General features: G+C 65.7%; 17 protein-coding genes. 11 read left to right on the forward strand and 6 right to left on the reverse strand.

The annotated features are described in order from the left end of the window. Positions 1-6: 6 nt before the first annotated feature. The 5 genes from MJO58_RS13140 (at position 7) to fadD1 (ending at position 5,426) form a co-directional block, all read left to right on the forward strand. On the forward strand, positions 7-447 hold the full coding sequence (locus MJO58_RS13140) for a hotdog family protein (protein ID WP_175364424.1): 441 nt from the start codon (positions 7-9) through the stop codon (positions 445-447). After that, complete coding sequence (locus MJO58_RS13145) at positions 444-1,655, forward strand: thiolase family protein (RefSeq protein WP_090601946.1); 1,212 nt, start codon at positions 444-446, stop codon at positions 1,653-1,655. Before MJO58_RS13140 ends, MJO58_RS13145 begins: the two co-directional genes overlap by 4 nt. 4 nt (positions 1,656-1,659) lie before the next feature. Then, positions 1,660-2,070, forward strand: coding sequence for a Zn-ribbon domain-containing OB-fold protein (locus MJO58_RS13150; RefSeq protein WP_090601950.1), 411 nt, complete (start codon positions 1,660-1,662; stop codon positions 2,068-2,070). Positions 2,071-2,203: 133 nt separating this feature from the next. Beyond that, positions 2,204-3,817, forward strand: a complete 1,614-nt coding sequence (locus MJO58_RS13155; RefSeq protein WP_239723070.1) for a flavin-containing monooxygenase — start codon at positions 2,204-2,206, stop codon at positions 3,815-3,817. A 4-nt stretch (positions 3,818-3,821) separates the two neighbouring features. Continuing rightward, positions 3,822-5,426 (forward strand): fatty-acid--CoA ligase FadD1, encoded by a 1,605-nt coding sequence (gene fadD1 / locus MJO58_RS13160; protein WP_090601954.1) that lies wholly within the window; start codon positions 3,822-3,824, stop codon positions 5,424-5,426. Between the two features lies 1 nt (position 5,427). Here fadD1 and MJO58_RS13165 read toward each other — a convergent pair whose 3' ends face one another. Further along, positions 5,428-6,273, reverse strand: a complete 846-nt coding sequence (locus MJO58_RS13165) for a DMT family transporter (RefSeq protein WP_239723071.1) — start codon at positions 6,271-6,273, stop codon at positions 5,428-5,430. A 97-nt stretch (positions 6,274-6,370) separates the two neighbouring features. Here MJO58_RS13165 and MJO58_RS13170 point away from each other — a divergent pair, with 97 nt between their 5' ends. Beyond that, entirely contained in the window at positions 6,371-7,111 is a 741-nt protein-coding gene (locus tag MJO58_RS13170; protein WP_239723072.1) for an SDR family oxidoreductase, read from the forward strand. On the opposite strand, the gene MJO58_RS13175 is transcribed toward MJO58_RS13170, so the two are convergent. Together MJO58_RS13175 and MJO58_RS13180 are read right to left on the reverse strand one after the other, a co-directional pair. Continuing rightward, on the reverse strand, positions 7,108-7,989 hold the full coding sequence (locus tag MJO58_RS13175) for an alpha/beta fold hydrolase (RefSeq protein ID WP_090601963.1): 882 nt from the start codon (positions 7,987-7,989) through the stop codon (positions 7,108-7,110). The genes MJO58_RS13170 and MJO58_RS13175 overlap by 4 nt on opposite strands. 58 nt (positions 7,990-8,047) lie before the next feature. Next, positions 8,048-8,593 (reverse strand): hypothetical protein, encoded by a 546-nt coding sequence (locus tag MJO58_RS13180; protein ID WP_239723073.1) that lies wholly within the window; start codon positions 8,591-8,593, stop codon positions 8,048-8,050. A 588-nt stretch (positions 8,594-9,181) separates the two neighbouring features. On the opposite strand from MJO58_RS13180, the gene MJO58_RS13185 reads away from it, so the two are divergent. From MJO58_RS13185 to MJO58_RS13195, 3 genes are read left to right on the forward strand one after another with little or no spacing between them, the layout of a single operon-like run. After that, positions 9,182-10,804: a class I adenylate-forming enzyme family protein gene (locus tag MJO58_RS13185; protein ID WP_239723074.1), complete on the forward strand. Its 1,623-nt coding sequence runs from the start codon at positions 9,182-9,184 to the stop codon at positions 10,802-10,804. Further along, the gene (locus MJO58_RS13190; RefSeq protein WP_239723075.1) at positions 10,791-11,564 is read left to right on the forward strand and encodes a class II aldolase/adducin family protein; all 774 of its coding nucleotides are present in this window, start codon (positions 10,791-10,793) and stop codon (positions 11,562-11,564) included. Before MJO58_RS13185 ends, MJO58_RS13190 begins: the two co-directional genes overlap by 14 nt. A 48-nt stretch (positions 11,565-11,612) precedes the next feature. Continuing rightward, positions 11,613-12,881 carry an amidohydrolase family protein gene (locus tag MJO58_RS13195; protein ID WP_239723076.1) on the forward strand — a complete coding sequence of 423 codons (1,269 nt, stop codon included), beginning with the start codon at positions 11,613-11,615 and terminating at the stop codon, positions 12,879-12,881. Between the two features lie 4 nt (positions 12,882-12,885). Here the strand turns inward: MJO58_RS13195 and MJO58_RS13200 are convergent, their stop codons facing one another. Further along, entirely contained in the window at positions 12,886-13,224 is a 339-nt protein-coding gene (locus tag MJO58_RS13200; RefSeq protein WP_239723077.1) for a hypothetical protein, read from the reverse strand. A gap of 218 nt (positions 13,225-13,442) precedes the next feature. On the opposite strand from MJO58_RS13200, the gene MJO58_RS13205 reads away from it, so the two are divergent. After that, a complete protein-coding gene (locus tag MJO58_RS13205; protein WP_239723266.1) occupies positions 13,443-14,264 on the forward strand; it encodes a class I SAM-dependent methyltransferase in 822 nt (273 codons plus the stop codon). A 14-nt stretch (positions 14,265-14,278) separates the two neighbouring features. Here the strand turns inward: MJO58_RS13205 and MJO58_RS13210 are convergent, their stop codons facing one another. Beyond that, the gene (locus MJO58_RS13210) at positions 14,279-15,001 is read right to left on the reverse strand and encodes a hypothetical protein (protein WP_090601981.1); all 723 of its coding nucleotides are present in this window, start codon (positions 14,999-15,001) and stop codon (positions 14,279-14,281) included. 210 nt (positions 15,002-15,211) lie between these two features. Between MJO58_RS13210 and MJO58_RS13215 the strand changes: the two genes are divergently transcribed. Next, complete coding sequence (locus MJO58_RS13215; RefSeq protein WP_090601984.1) at positions 15,212-15,436, forward strand: hypothetical protein; 225 nt, start codon at positions 15,212-15,214, stop codon at positions 15,434-15,436. A gap of 49 nt (positions 15,437-15,485) precedes the next feature. On the opposite strand, the gene MJO58_RS13220 is transcribed toward MJO58_RS13215, so the two are convergent. Continuing rightward, a complete protein-coding gene (locus MJO58_RS13220) occupies positions 15,486-16,505 on the reverse strand; it encodes a nitronate monooxygenase (protein WP_239723078.1) in 1,020 nt (339 codons plus the stop codon). Positions 16,506-16,548 lie beyond the last annotated feature (43 nt).

Consider the following 16,548-nt stretch of genomic DNA (forward strand, 5'->3'; position numbering starts at 1 on the left):
AACGTGATGACTGCACAGGTCTTTTACGACGACGTCGCTGTGGGCGACCAGATCCCCACGCTGACCGTCACCGCCGACGAGACGCAGCTGTTCTTCTTCAGCGCCGCCACCTACAACGGTCACCGCATCCACTACGACAAGGGGTGGGCCCGCGACGTGGAGGGGTACGACAACGTGTTGGTGCACGGTCCGCTTCAGGCGGCGCTGCTGGCCCGCGCGCTCGGCGACTGGATCGGCGGTCGTGGTCGTCTGGTCTCCTTCTCGGTGCAAAACCGGGCGACCGCGTTGCCCGGTGAGTCGCTGACGTTCGGCGGGGTGGTCACCGGCAAGCGCCTGACGGACGGTGCCGGGCTGGTGGATCTCGAGATCGGCGGCCGCCGCGACGACACCGTGCTGATGCCCGGCACCGCGACGGTTCAGCTGCCGCTGCGCGGAACGCCGTCGTGACCGGACTGCGGGGCGAAGCCGCGATCGTCGGCATCGCGGAGTTGCCGGCGCAGCGCCGTCCGGCCGGGCCGCCGCTGTTCACCCTCGACCAGTACGCGCTGCTGGCGAAGATGGCCGTGGAGGATGCCGGTGTCGATCCGGCGCGCATCAACGGCCTGCTGACCCATGGGGTGGCGGAATCGGCGATGTTCGCGCCGGCGACGCTGTGCGAATACCTCGGCCTGGCCCTGGATTTCGGCGAGCGTGTCGACCTCGGCGGGGCCACGTCCGCCGGAATGATCTGGCGGGCTGCCGCCGCGATCGAGTTGGGAATCTGCGATGCCGTGCTTGCCGTCGTGCCCGGATCGGCATCGGTGCCGCAATCCGAACGGAAATCTTCAGAACCGGCCGCGGCCCCGAATTGGTTTGGGGCATCGTCGAATAACTATGGGTCGCCGCAGGCCGAGTTCGAAATCCCGTACGGCAACCTGGGCCAGAACGCACCGTACGCGCAGATCGCGCAGCGCTACGCTGCGGAATTCGGTTACGACCCCGCCGCGGTCGCCAAGATCGCGGTCGACCAGCGCACCAATGCCGGTGCGCATCCCGGCGCGGTTTTCCACGGCACCCCGCTCACCGTCGAGGACGTCCTCGCCAGCCCGATGATAGCCGATCCGATCCACCTGCTCGAAACGGTGATGCGTGTGCATGGGGGAGTCGGCGTCCTGCTCGCCAATGCCGACGTCGCCCGCCGCAGCCGTCACCGCCCCGTGTGGATCAAAGGTTTTGGCGAGCACATCGCATTCAAGACGCCGACCTACGCCGAGGACTTGCTGCACACCCCGATCACGCGCGCCGCCGACAAGGCGTTTGCGATGTCCGGGCTGAACCGGTCGGACGTCGATGTCGCCTCGATCTACGACTGCTACACGATCACGGTCCTGATGAGCCTGGAAGATGCCGGCTTCTGCGCCAAGGGCGATGGCATGTCCTGGGTCGCCGAGCACGACCTGACCTACCGTGGTGACTTCCCGCTCAACACCGCCGGCGGCCAGCTGTCGTTCGGACAGGCCGGCATGGCCGGCGGCATGCACCATGTCGTCGACGGTGCGCGCCAGGTCATGGGCCGGGCCGGCGATGCCCAGGTACCGGACTGTCACACCGCGTTCGTCACCGGCAACGGCGGCATCATGAGCGAGCAGGTCGCGCTGATCATGCGGGGGGACTGACGCCTTGAGTACCGAACCCCGTCCGGTTCCCGAGCCCACCCCGGTGTCGAAGCCCTTCTGGGATGGCCTGGCGCAGCACCGAATCGTGGTGCAGTACTCGCCCTCGCTGCGACGCTACGTGTTCTACCCGCGCACGCTCGCCCCGGGATCCCTGGCCGATGACCTGGAATGGCGCGAAATCGATGGTGCGGGAGCGTTGTACACCTTCACGGTTGCCCGCAGACCCACCGGCCCGCCCTGGGCAGATGCGGTGCCGCAATTGCTCGCAGTCGTGCAGTGGGATGCTGGACCCCGGATCAGCACCGAACTGGTCGACATCGACCCGAGCGACATCCGGATTGGTATGCGGGTGGAGCCGGTGTTCTACGATCTGCCCGAGGCCGGCATCACCTTGTTGCGATATCGGCCCGCGTGACCTCAACGGTGAGGTCGGAGGTACAGATGGACGATGCCGTGCAGGCGATGCTCGACCAGTTGAGCGCGGGGTTTCGGCGCGGCGCGCTCGCCACCGACCCGCGCTGGCACCGGGCATACCGAGACGTCTCGATATGCCCGAGGTAAGCGACGCCATCGTGATCGGCGCCGGGTTCGCCGGGCTCTACGCCGTGCACCGGCTCGCGACATCGGGCTTGTCGGTGATCGCCGTCGAGGCGGCCCCCGATGTGGGCGGCACGTGGTACTGGAATCGCTATCCGGGAGCGCGATGCGACGTCGAAAGCGTGGACTACTCCTACTCTTTCGACGACGACCTGCAGAAGAGCTGGCAGTGGAGCGAGCGCTTCGCCGCTCAGCCCGAGATCCTGGCCTACCTGCGCCACGTCGCCGACCGATTCGAGCTGCGTCGCCATTACCGATTCGGTCTCGACGTGGTCGGTGCCACGTTCGACCTGGGCGACGGTCGCTGGCACGTCCAGACCGCGACCGGTCAAACATATGCGGCACGATTTCTGTTATGCGCCACCGGTTGCCTGTCGGCGGTGAATCGGCCCAATATCGCAGGCGTTGAGGACTTTTCGGGCGAGGTGTATTTCACGGCCGCGTGGCCGCGCGAAGATCCCGATCTGCGTGACAAGCTGGTGGGCCTGATCGGCACGGGATCGTCCGGGATCCAGGTGACGCCGATCATTGCCGCCCAAGCCCGGAAACTCGTCGTGTTTCAGCGATCGGCGAACTACACAATTCCCATGCCCAACCGGCCGTGGTCGATCGAGGAGCTACGAGAGATCCAGGAGCAGTATCCCGAGCGTCGCCGGGCGTCGGCGTACGCATCGGCCGGCACACCGCACGGCACCTACCCCAAGAACGCCGTCGACGCCGGACCCGAGGAGCAGGCCGAGGCGTTGTGGAAGCGCTGGCGCGAAGGTGGCGTTCTTTTCGCCAAGACTTTCCCCGACCAGACCAGCGATCTGGCCGCCAACGACGTCGCCCGGCGGTTCGCCGAGGAGCGGATCCGGGAAATCGTCACAGATCCCGTCGTCGCAACCGATCTCATTCCGGTCGACCATCCGATCGGAACCAAACGGATCTGCACGGACAACGGGTACTACGCCAGCTTCAACCGCGACAACGTGGAGCTGGTGAACCTGCGCCGCGAGCCCATCCGAGAGATCACCCCGCATGGGGTACGCACCAGCGAAGCGACCTATCCGCTCGACGTGCTGATCTTCGCCACCGGCTTCGACGCCATGACGGGGGCGTTGACGCGAATAAACCCGTGCGGTCCCGGGGGAGAGCGACTGCGGGACATCTGGCATGACGGGCCGCTGACCTTCCTCGGTCTGATGGTGCCCGGTCTGCCGAATCTGTTCACGATCAGCGGGCCGGGAAGTCCGTCGGTGCTGGCGAACATGGTGCTGCACGCCGAGGTTCAGGTCGACTGGGTCATCGACCTGATTCACGCCGCGCGACAACAGGGGGCGAGCGAGGTCGAGCCGCGCCTCGACGCGGCCGTGGCGTGGACCGATCAGGTGGCCCAGGCCGCCGAGCGGACGCTGTTCCCGAGGGCCGCGTCGTCGTGGTATCTGGGTGCCAACATCGAAGGCAAGAAGCGCACCTTCATGCCGTATATCGGAGGGTTCGGTACCTACCGGCGCCACTGTGATGATGTGGCCCAACACAATTACGCCGGGTTGGTGTTGACGACGAGATCAAAGGGAAAGTGAGACAGTGCCGGAGACGGTTCAGCAGTTATTGCGGCTGCGCAGGCATGACGACACGCCCGCGATCGCACACGGCGAGGCCACCTGGACTTGGCGTGAGCACCTGGCCGAGGCCGAGGCCGAGGCGGCGGCGGTGATTGCCCTCGCCGACCCGGACCGCCCGTTACACGTCGGTGCCGCGCTGGGCAATTCACCGCCGATGCTGCGCGCGATGGCCGCCGCCGCGCTGGGCGGCTATGTGCTGTGCGGGCTCAACACCACCCGCCGCGGGCCCGCGCTGCTTTCCGATATCCAGCGCTCCGACTGTCAGATCCTGCTGATGGACGACGAGCACCTGCCCTTGTTGGAAGGTCTTGATCTCGCGGGAATTCAGGTTCTGAACGTGGGATCGGTGCGCTACGCCGATCTGGTGGCCGCGGCGCCGCCCATGACTGCGCACCGCGAGGTCACCGCCGCCGACACGTTCATGATGATCTTCACCTCCGGAACCAGCGGCAATCCCAAGGCCGTGCGGTTCGCACACGGAATGGCGATCATGTGCGGCGCCAGCCTGGTCTTTCAGTACGACATCACCGCGGCCGATGTCTGCTATCTGGCGATGCCGCTGTTTCACTCCAACGGCGTTGCCGCCGGTTGGGCCGTCGCCGTGGGCAGCGGGGCGCTGATGGTCCCCGCCAAGTTCTCGCCATCGCGGTTCATCGATGATGTCCGCCGCTACGGCGTGACCTACCTGAATTACGTCGGCAAGCCGCTTTCGCTGATCCTTTCCACCCCCGAGCGTCCCGACGACGCCGACACGACGCTGCGTATGGCGTTCGGCAACGAGGCCACCGATCGCGATATCACGGAATTTGCCCGGCGTTTCGGTTGCCGGGTGGTCGACAGCTTTGGGTCCAGCGAGTTCGCGGTGATCGTGGTGCGCGAGGACGGCACGCCGCCCGGCTCGATCGGCAAGCCGTATCCCGGTGTCAGCATTTATGACCCCACAACTTTGACGGAGTGCGCAGTCGCGCAGTTCGACGAACACGGCGCGCTGACCAACTTCGACGACGCTGTCGGCGAACTGGTGAACACCACGGGAGCGGGGCCGTTCGTCGGCTACTACAACGATCCGGACGCCACCGCGGAGCGGATGCGACACGGCATGTACTGGGCGGGCGATTTGGCCTATCGCGATGCCGACGGCTTCATCTACCTTGCCGGCCGCACCGCCGACTGGATGCGGGTGGACGGCGAGAACCTCGCGGCGGCACCGATCGAGCGGATCCTGGAACGACTGCCGCAGGTCAGCCAGGTCGCGGTGTATGCCGTGCCCGACGAGCGGGTCGGCGACCAGGTAATGGCGGCGCTGGTGCTTCGTCGCGGAATGGATTTGCGGCCAACCGATCTCGAGCAGTTCCTGGCCACCCAGCGCGATCTCTCACCGAAGGCCTGGCCACGCTACGTGCGCATCAACGACGACCTTCCGACGACCGCCACCAACAAGATCCTCAAGCGTGAGCTGATCGCCGCCGGCATCGACGCTGCGGGCGGAGTGCTGCTGATCAGGGAACCGCGCGGCACGACGTATACGACTGCGACACAACCGGTTTCAGAGGCCGCGCCGTCCTAGCTCACTGCGCGGTACTGGGCGCCTCGCCAAATCGGGCCAGGACCAACGTGCCGCCTACGGCCACAACGAACCCCAGGATGACCAACCACCCCCAACCGGGCCGCGCGGTGTCACCCAGCCACAGCACGCCGACAAGTGCGGGCGCGATGGTTTCACCGACGACCATCGCGGCCACCGTGGTGGTGACGGATCCCCGCTGTAGGGCGGAGGTGAACAACAGAAACCCCGCGGCGCCACCCGCGGCCGCGGCGTACAGCGCCGGGCTGGTGTAGAACGCGGACTTGGTCGGGTCGATCTCGTCGACCAGGCGCACTCCGATCTCGACGACGCCGAATCCGCTTCCGGCACCGAGGCCCAGGACCAGCGCACGTTCGCGGTCGGGCAACCGGCCGGCCACGGCGCCGACGAGGAAGATGGCGGCGGCGACGACGATCAGCGCCCAGCCAAGGCCGGCCGGCCCATGCTGGAAGTGGCCTGGCCCGGCGGCACAAGCGAGCGCAAAGAGGCTCACGCAAACCACACCGACCGCGGTCCACTCGGCCTTGGACAGCCGAGTCGAGAGCACCCACGCCGACACGATGCCGGTGACCGCGATCGAGGCGGCCAGCGCTGCGGCGACGACGTAGATCGGCACCAGGCGAAGCGCCGCGACCTGCAGCAGGAAACCGACGCCGTCCAGGCCAATGCCCGCGATGTAGCGCCACTGCCGTACGGCACGTAGCAGCAGCATCGCGTCGACGCCGGAGGTACCGCCTGATTCCACCGACCGCGCCGCGACAGCCTGCAGTACCGAGGCGGTGCCGTAGCACACCGAGCAACCCAGAGCGAGTAGGAATCCGATCAGCACAGTGCAGACAGTAGCCGAGGCGGAGTTCGTGGGCAGGGCCTGCGGCGCAGGACGACAATGGCGCCGTGGGGCATTCACCGGCGTGGAGGGGATAGCGATGACGGGTATCGAAGGCAAGGTCGTGGCCGTCACCGGGGCGAGCGGCGGGATCGGCGAGGCGACCGCGCGTCTGCTCGCCGGACGCGGCGCGCGCCTGGTCCTGGGAGCCCGTCGCGTCGAGCGCCTTGACGAAATCGCAGGCGAGCTATGCGATCACGGAGGACAGGCCGTCAGTTGCCGGGTCGACGTCGCCCGTCGGGAGGATCTCGAGCGGCTCGTCAGTACCGCCGTCGACCAGTTCGGTCGCCTCGACGTGTTGGTGAGCAACGCCGGAATCAGCAAGATCGGGCCGATCTCCGAGCTGGACGTCGACGGCTGGGCGGCAATGATCGACGTCAACCTTCGCGGGGTGCTGCACGGATTCGCCGCGGCACTCCCGGTGTTTCGCCGACAGGGCCGCGGACACTTCGTGACGACGGTCTCGACGGCCGGGCTGAAGATCGTGCCGACCATGGCGGTCTACGCGGCGACCAAAAACGCGGTGCGCACGGTGATGGAAGGTCTGCGCCAAGAGTCGACCGATGGCGTGATCCGTACGACGTCGATATCGCCGGGTTTCGTTGACACTGAACTCGACAAGTCGATCGACGACGTCGTGTTGCGCGAGCAGATCCGGCGCGCGATGAACGACGTCGGTATTCAGCCGGACGCGGTCGCACGGGCCATCGCGTTCGCCGTCGAGCAGCCCGACGAAGTGGAGGTCGGGGACATCACCATCCGGCCCGCGGTCCAGGGCTAGCGGTGTCGGCTCACGAACCGTTCGACCGCATCGGCGATCTCTTGGGGCTTGTCTTCCTGTAGGAAGTGCTTTGCCGGCAACAGGATTGAATCGGTGGCGCCCGCGGCTCGTTGCGCTTGGATCCCCCAGCGCCGCCAGGGGAGCATCCTGTCGCGCGCGCCCCACACGACTTGCACGGGGTACGGTCCGTCCCGGACGGCGTCGAGATAGAGCTTTTCCTTCGCGGCGGTCAGCTCGAAGCCGCGCATGATCTTCAGGAACGCCCGCCCCCCGTCGTCGCCGAATAGCAGGGGCACCCAACACGCGATCTCCGCGGCGGGAACATGGCGGCTGACCCCGACGAGTCGCATGATCGACAGAAATGCGCCCGGTACGCGCAGCGATGCCAGCCACGCTTCGCCGATACCCCGGTGGGCGAAAGGTTCCATCGGCCATGGCCGGTGGAACGACTCCACTTCAATGATGGTGTTCAGCAACGTCATCGACAGCACCCGCTCGGGTACGGCGTTGGCCACCTCGAAGCCGATGGGCCCGCCGATGTCGTGCACGACCAAGTGGAAGCGGTCGAGTTGCAATTCGTCGATCGCCGTCAGCAACCATCGGCCAAGTCCGGTCCAGGTGTAGTCGGCGTCGATGGGCCGTTCGGCAAACCCGAGGCCCGGCAGGTCGATTGCGATGCCGCGCAAACCGGTCCCGGCCAGCGCCGGAACGACTTTGCGGTAGAGGTAGGCCGACGATGGCACACCATGCACGCATACCACCGGGGGTGCGTCCGGCGGACCGGCGTCCAGGACGAATGAGGCGATTCCCCCGGCGGTGAAGGAACGGCCCGATGACCGATATCGTTCAAGCAGCCGATTGGTCCTTGCGGTGCCCATGCAGACATGAAACGTCACGCCACGCGAAAAGCTTCCGTTCGGCGTTAGGCCGCGACCCCTAGCCTGACGGAAGTGTCTGGCCCGCGGGCCAGCACAGTGGCGCGAGGTAGTGCAACACCAGGGCGGTGACTACGCCGTAGCCGAGATGCGGAATCAGATCGCTGATCCAGTCGACGGGGCTCCATGTGAGCGGGTCGGTGACCCCGAGAACGGTCATCGGTCCGTTCGTGCCCATCAGGGCGATCGCCGAGGCGACGAGCGTGGCGACCAGTAGTCCGGGCCGCCAGCCTAGGGCATACGCCACCCCGAGGACGATGCCCATGCCGATGCCCGCGGCATACCCGGTCAGCGCGCCGAGGCCGGAGATCCGGTTGGCGAGCACGTCGCCGCTGCCGGGAACCGTGAGGCCGAACAGCCTCGCCATGGCTTCGACGGTTCGTTCAGGCGTACTGCTGGTCGGACGGCCTCGCACCGCGATGTCGAGGTAGGTGATGACATTCAGTGCGGTGGTGCCCGCCGCGCCGGCGGCCGCGCCGCATAGCACGCCCGGCCAGAGCCGTTTACCTTGCAGGCCCGACAAAATGGCAGATTGCCTGATTTCCATGACGACCGTCTCCTCGGCTGTGGCTCTACACAGCATGCCGCAAAGGATCTAAAATTAGGCACGTGAGTAATCGCACGGCCAGGACTCCTGGTGAGGTGCACACCAACCCTGCGCGTCTTCCGCAATCACAGGCCGCCCCAGCACTTCCGGGCGCCGGCCCGGCGCACGGGCTGTAGTCGGCCGACAAGTATGCGCGCAGAGGTTACTGTGGATGGGGTGGCGATCTACAAAGGCAGAACGGTAGCAGCGTTGTGCGGTGGTGCGGCCGTACTTGCCCTGGCGTTCGGCGGTATTGGCTCGGCTGACGAGTCGCCGAGCAGCACTGCTGTTCCGGCGTCCAGCGTGGCGCCCACGCCGCCAGGGAATAGCGGCGGCGCCCTGCGGGTCAAACCCGCCGGCGGCGGCGGTGGCTGCATCAGCGGCCTGAACTGTGGGCCCATCAATCCCGACCGGCCGCCGCCCCCGAAGCGCCCCCCGCGTCTCGTGCATGGTCCGGGGGATCCTCTTCCATTGCCGCAGCATCCATAGCCGGTTAGCTCAGCGCTGGCCCGCCATCCGTATCCCGCATAGGTTTCCTATCATTTGGTAATGAGCGCCGGTGAGCTGGATACCGTGAGCTCGCCGGCATTCACCGACGAGGACTCGGCACTGTTTCGCGCGGCCGGATGGTGGTCCGACTCGACGCTGTCGGACGCGGTGCGGCGTAACGCCGAACGATCACCGGACCGCGTTGCCTATTCCGACGAACCCGGCACTTCACTGACATGGCGCGAATTCGATTCTGCGGCTAATAATTTGGCGGGCCAGCTGGCCGGGATCGGCATCGGGCGCGGAGACCGAATTGCGGTGTGGCACGGCGACTCCAGCGCGATCCACATGCTGTTCGTTGCGATCGAGCGTTGTGGTGCCGTCGTCGTCGGCATCGGGGCGCGCGCCGGGGCCCGTGAGGTCGGCGCGCTGCTGCGCAACGCGGCGCCGAAGATCCTGATCAGCGACCCCAAGCACAGCGATGACGCGGCCCGGGCCACCACGGAGTCATCGGTGTCCCTGCTGATCCTGGGCAAGGAAGCCGGAACCCCGCGGCTGAACAGCGACGCGCGCCCCAAGGCGGTCGCCGCCGAATCTCAACTCGGTCCCGACGATGTCTTCCTGATCAACTCCACGTCGGGGACCACCGGCCTGCCCAAGTGTGTCGTGCATACGCAGAATCGATGGCATTACTTTCACCAGAAGGCCGTCGCCAACGGGTTGTTGACGTCCGACGACGTGTTCTTGCCGGTCATCCCCATGCCTTTCGGTTTCGGAATATGGACCAGCCACACCACCCCGATCTATCTGGGCGCCAGCTCGGTGATCCTGGATCGCTTCACGGCGCACGCGGCGTGTGCGGCGATAGCCCGGCACAAAGCGACCGTATTATGTTGCGTCAGCTCACAATTGACGATGCTGATGGCTGACCGAGCGTCCAGGGATTACGACCTGAGCTCGCTGCGAGTTGTTTTCACCGGCGGTGAGGCGATTCCGTACCGGCCGGCGGCCGAATTCGAAGAGCTCACCGGCGCGAAGATCCTGCAGTTCTACGGCTCGAATGAAACCGGCCTGCTCAGTGCGACGACCGTGGACGACCCGCTGGATCGTCGACTGCGCACCGGCGGCCGGATCGTTCCCGAAATGGCGGTCCGGCTCTTCGACGGGGATCAAGACGTCACCGCGACGGGACGGGGTCAGCCGGCGTGCCGAGGCCCAGCGACCAGCCTCGGCTATCTCGGGGGTGCCGACCACGACCAGCTGTTCACTCGCGACGGCTGGATGCTGATGGGCGACATCTGCGAGCTCGACGCCGACGGCTACTTGACCATTACCGGCCGAACGTCCGATTTCATCCTGCGGGCCGGCAAGAACATCAGCGCGGCACAGGTCGAGGACGCCGTGATGACTCACCCCGCGATTGCGCTCGCCGCGGCGGTGGCGATGCCGGATCCGATGTTTGGCGAGAGGGTCTGCCTCTACGCCGAACTCGCCGACTCCGCGACCCTCGACTTGCCCGCACTCGTCAGCCACCTACTGACACTCGGGGTTTCCAAAGAACTGCTACCCGAACGCCTCATCGTCGTCGACGAAATACCGCGATCATCCGGCGGAAAAATCGCCAAAGGCGATCTGCGCCAAGATATTCGAGCAAGAGTGGAGGCCGAGCATGAACACGTCTGATCCACGACGAGGTGGTCTGGAGGTGTGGGCGCCGTCCGTCGTACCCCTGATCGGTGTCGACCTGACCGAGGAACAGGCGCTCGCCGTGGCCTTCCGCCATCTGGCCGGTATCGGGTTCTCCGAGAACATGGCCGGACACATCACCTGGCAGCTCGACGGACGAACCGACATGTTGGTCAATCCTTGGGGCTTGTGGTGGCAGGAACTCACCGCGTCCGATATCTGCTTGGTGGACAGCGAAGCTCGTGTGGTGCGCGGTCGGTGGGACGTCACTCCTGCGATCCACATCCATACCGAACTGCATCGGGTCCGCGCGGACGCCCGAGTGGTCATCCACAATCATCCGTATTACGTCTGTGTGCTCGCGGCGCTGGGCAGACTGCCCGAACTCGTGCATCAGACCGGCGCGTTGTTTCTGGACGACCTGTGCCTGGTGGCCGAATACGATGGCGAGATCGACAGCCCCCGCCGCGCAGCCGATCTCGCGGCGCGCATCGGCGGTGCCAACCTCACGATCCTGGCCAACCACGGCGTCATCGCCACTGGCCGCAACCTCGCCGAGGCGGTCTACCGGGCGGCGTCGATCGAGCGGGTGTGCAAGCTGGCCTACGACGTCATGCTCACCGGCAAGGAGCCGGTCACGATGAACTGGTCGGACATGGCGGGCATGCAGCGATCCCTGATCGAGCGGGCCGCTGACGTGTACTGGGCCGGCGCGGCGCGGATGACGATCAAGGCGGATCGCGATGTACTCAGCTGAGCCCGGCCGGCATTCACCGTCCACCGACGCCGAAGGAGATTGCCGCCCATGAAATCGATTGACGAGCTGGCCTCGAATCTGAATTTCACGACGGCCAAGACCGGCGACGAGCGTTCGGTCACGTTTCTGCCGGACCCGCCGCGTTCGCCGCGCCACTACACGGTGATCTCGGTCGACGACCACATCGTGGAACCCCCGGACACCTTCACCGGCCGGCTGCCCCGAAAGTTCGCCGACCGTGCGCCGCGGGTCGTCGACACCGACAGCGGCGGACAGACCTGGGTCTATGACAATCAGGAACTGCCCAACGTCGGGTTCAACGCTGTGGTCGGGCGCCCGGTGGCCGAGTACGGCTTCGAGCCGGTCCGATTCGACGAAATGCGCAGGGGCGCATGGGATATCCATGAGCGCGTCAAGGACATGGACCTCAACGGCATCTACGCGTCGCTGAATTTTCCGTCGTTTCTGCCTGGCTTCGCCGGCCAGCGGTTGCAGCAGGTGACCAAGGATCGCGATCTGGCACTGGCCTCGGTCCGGGCGTGGAACGACTGGCACCTCGAGGTGTGGGCCGGTTCGTATCCCGAACGAATCATTCCCTGCCAGCTGCCCTGGCTGCTGGACCCCGAGCTGGGCGCCAAGATGATCCACGAGAACGCCGCGCGCGGCTTCCACGCGGTGACGTTCAGCGAGAACCCCGCCATGCTGGGGTTGCCGAGTATCCATTCAGGACACTGGGATCCGATCATGGCCGCATGCGCCGACACCGAAACGGTGGTGAATCTGCATATCGGATCGTCGGGTTCCTCGCCGTCGACCACCGAGGACGCTCCGCCGGACGTACAGGGCGTGCTGTTCTTCGCCTACGCCATCTCGGCGGCCGTGGACTGGTTGTACTCCGGATTGCCGAGCAGATTCCCGGATCTCAAGATCTGTTTGTCGGAAGGCGGAATCGGCTGGGTGGCAGGCCTGCTCGATCGCCTCGATCACATGCTCAGCTACCACGCTATGTACGGCACCTGGCAGGCCCTAGGGGAGAAGCTCACTCCCGCAGAGGTTTTCACCCGCAACTTCTGGTTCTGCGCGGTGGAGGACAAGTCGTCGTTCGTGCAGCGCGACCGAATCGGTATGGAAAACATCATGCTCGAAGCCGACTATCCGCACTGCGACTCCACCTGGCCGCACACGCAACAAACGATCCACGAGGAGATCGATGACCTGCCGCCGGACGCGATCCGCAAGTTCACCTGGGAGAACGCGTCGCGGTTGTACCAGCACCCGGTGCCAGCAGCGGTCCAGCAGGATCCCGACGCGTTCTGAAGGCTCAGTCGGCACTCTTCGGGCAGGGGCAGTCACCGGAGTCGGCCACCGCGTCGGTCCGCGCCGCGGTGCGAAATGCGCCGTCCGCGGTGGTGCGGACCGGCTTGTCCGTCAGCGGTGCGGCGGTCCCCGCAGCCACCGCCACCGCTGACGACGACCCTGAACTTGCTTCCAGGCACGACGGCGTAACGACCCAGTCCATGAATTGCCAAACCGCGGCAACGAGGGTCAACAGCAGCAAGACCGTCGCCACGGCGTGGGCCACCAGGTAGTAGCAGTATCCGGTTGAGGTAGGTGGTGAACCGTCGCCGGCAGCGACCATTTTGAACGTCACCTGTCGCATTGAGCGGCCCCTTTCTTGACCTAGCGGTGTCACCCGCCACAACCGTTGCTCGACAGTTCTTCGGAGCACCGGGTCGATCGGATGGGCGAACTCTTTATTCGAAGCGCATGCAGGACGTCACCAGCTTGTTTGCCGGCGGAGTGCTTCGGGGGGTAGCCATCGTGGGCCGGATGCGCTTCGCTATCGGTAAGCGGCTAGTCCAGGCGGGGCAGGAGGGGATTTTGACGACGGGCAAGGTTGATTTCACTTCGGTCCGCTGGGGCTCAGTCGAGTGGACGAACCTCGTGACGTTGTATCTGCGTGCCCACGAAAGCCGTTCCCGGCATCCGATTCTCGGTGACCATGCCGCCGCGGATGCCGTCGCCCGGATCGACTACGACTTCAAACGCATACACCGGAATTCGTTGCCGGCGTCCAATCAATACCTGGTCGCGCTGCGCGCGAAGCAGCTCGACGTGTGGTGCGCCGATTTCCTTTCGCACCACCCGGACGCGGTCGTCTTGCACCTGGGCGCCGGCCTCGACGGTCGGGCCTTTCGCCTGGATTTACCGCCGGCGGTGCTGTGGTTCGACCTCGACCAGCCGAGCGTTATCGAGCTTCGCCGGCGGCTTTACGACGAAACCGAGCGGTACAAGATGATCGGCTCGTCGGTCACCGAGTCGAGCTGGCTCGATCAGATTCCTACCGGCCGCCCGACACTCGTCGTCGCCGAGGGCCTGCTGATGTATGTGGAGGAGAGTGCCGTCCGCGAGCTGTTCGCGCGCGTGCTGGACCGATTCGATTGCGGGGAGCTGCAATTCGACACCCTCTCCGCGCTGGCGCCGTTGCTCTCAAAAGTGCTCACCCGGGGCATTATCAGATGGGGGATCGGCAATGCGCGTGACATCGAAACGTGGAATCCAAAGCTGCGATTGGTTGAACAGACACCCGCACAGGCCGGCTACGAAAAGATCGACAGCACCGTCGTGCGGTGGATATACCGATTCTTCAATGCGTCGCCGTTCGGCCCGTACGACACGTTGAACCGGTTTGCGTTCTAGCGCTCTGGGCGATCTCAGGACTGGTTGCCCGCCACGCCCAGGTCTGCGCGAGCCTCATCGATCAGGTCCACTCGTGCCCGGATCATCGCGGTCCGCCGAGAATCGAATTCCCGGACCGCCGCCTCGATCTTCTCGCGATTAGTCGGCTCGCGTAGATACTCGCTATTCAGTGCCGCGTAAGCACTGGCGAGGGCGTTGTTGGCCTCGCGCAGCGCGAGGGTCCGAAGCCGCATGGATGCCGATCCGACCAAGTCGACCGCTGCGGCGGCATTGGACAATTCCAGGCTTGCCGCTTCCCATTTGCCTATTTCGTTGAGGAACGCTGGTTCGGTCAACGGGTCGGCCGCCCGGCTGTAGCGAGATACATCGACCTCTTGCTCGATGGCCACCATGATCTGCATCTTGGCAAGCAGATCCGTATAGATGCTCTTGCGCTCATTCCGCGCAAATTCGGCTGCGCTGTGTTTGTGCAGGTTTTCGGCCGTAGCAACGCTGGTTTGGTACGAGTAATGCGAGGCGGCTACGGCGGTGATAAGCATGGCCAGCATTGCGGCCAGAGCTAATACGAGTTCTTTGGTCCAGAAACGCGCAGTGGGCTGGGCGAGCTGGATTGGTGCCGTCGTCTGGTGAGAACCGACGGCGGTCTGCGGTGGGCTCGGAGCCAGTTCGGTTACCGCATCGGGGTGCGCGTCGACCACTTGCCGGACTCTGGTTACGTCGGCCGGCGGGGCATCCATCAGCCCAATTTAAGGCGTGCAAGCGTACGACGCAGGCGGCGCACGCGGCTATACATCACCATTTCATCGCCGGGCTACGGAGCACGGTGGCCCAGCTGCGAAGTCCGCGCGAATCTGGTCATTGCGTGGAGGATTCCCAGTCGGTAACGTCGAGGCTCAGCAAACCCTGGCGTCGGGACCCAGCGGGCGGACGCGAGCAGGAGGCATTCTGTGAAGAAATTGATCGCTGCAGCTACATTGGCCTTTTCGGCGATGATGACCACCGGCGTGGGTGTCAGCAACGCCGACGAGATCCTCGTCGAAGGCAACTATGCGACGGAGGCCGGGTGCATGGCGGACGGCCCGCATGTCGAAGTCGTCCATCCCGGCACCTGGACTCACTTTTCCTGTGTTCAGCATTCCGATGGTCTTTGGTACCTCTATCTGAGCAACTGATACCTGAGCAACTGATATCTGAGCAACTGAGTCCGGCAGCCGCCGACCATCACAGATTGGAAGCAAGCCGCCGCAGAATGTCCGCGGTGGGTGCGGCGGCGGCGTGCCGGTATCCCGTCCCTGCCCACAGGTGGACGTAGTCGGGCTTGCCCGCAGCCGCGGCGGCTTTGCGCAGCGGGCTGGTCAGGTAGTGAATTGCGGGATAGCCGAACGGCGCGTGTTCCTCGTGGTCGTCGATGAACCTGTTGCGCAGTCCGCGGGCGGGGCGCCCGGTGAAGGCATGGGTCAACACCGTCTCGGTCCGAGCGGGATCGGTCAGGGCGGCCTGGTGGGTCGCCGACGCACCGCTTTCGGTGGCGCGCAACAGAGCGGTGCCGACGACAGCCGCGGCGGCTCCCGCCCGGATCACGTCCGCCACCGCGTCGGCTGTTGCCAGCCCCCCGGCGGCCAGTACCGGCAGCGGCACCGTCGCGGTCACCTGTTTGACGAGGTCCACGATCGGGACCGGCTGCACCGGTCGCAGCGGTGTGAGGGTGCCGGAATGCCCACCGGCGGCGGCTGCCTGTAAGGCCAGCATGTCCACGCCGGCATCGCGGGCCTGCACCGCCTCCTGCGCCGTCGTCACCGTTTGGACCACCACGGTTTTGGCCTGCTGCAGCGCGACGATCACGCTGCGCGGCGGGATGCCGAACGTGAAGGACACCATCGGCACCGGGTCATCGAGCAACAGCGCGATCTTCTCGTCGAACCGATCGGTGTCCTCGATGGGGTCGGCGGGCAGGGCGAGGCCGAACTGGTCGGCCTCCTTTTGGATGATCGCTGCATAAGCGCGGTAGCTGTCGGGGTCGACCGGCACCGGGTTGGGTGCAAACAGGTTGATGCCGAACGGGATTCCCTCGGCACGCACGGTCTTGAGCTCGGCTTCGACGGCCTGCACCGTCTTATAGCCCGCGGCGAGCATGCCCAGCCCGCCTGCCGCGGTGGCGGCCGACACCATCGCCGGCGTGGTCGGGCCGCCCGACATCGGGGCGGCAACCAGCGGAATCGACATCTCGAACTGTGCCAACATTGGACGCCCCTCCGGGATCAGTGTTTCCCGAATCGAGCGTAGT

Origin of the sequence: Mycobacterium lentiflavum (genome assembly GCF_022374895.2) — a bacterium.
GTDB classification, from domain to species: domain Bacteria; phylum Actinomycetota; class Actinomycetes; order Mycobacteriales; family Mycobacteriaceae; genus Mycobacterium; species Mycobacterium lentiflavum.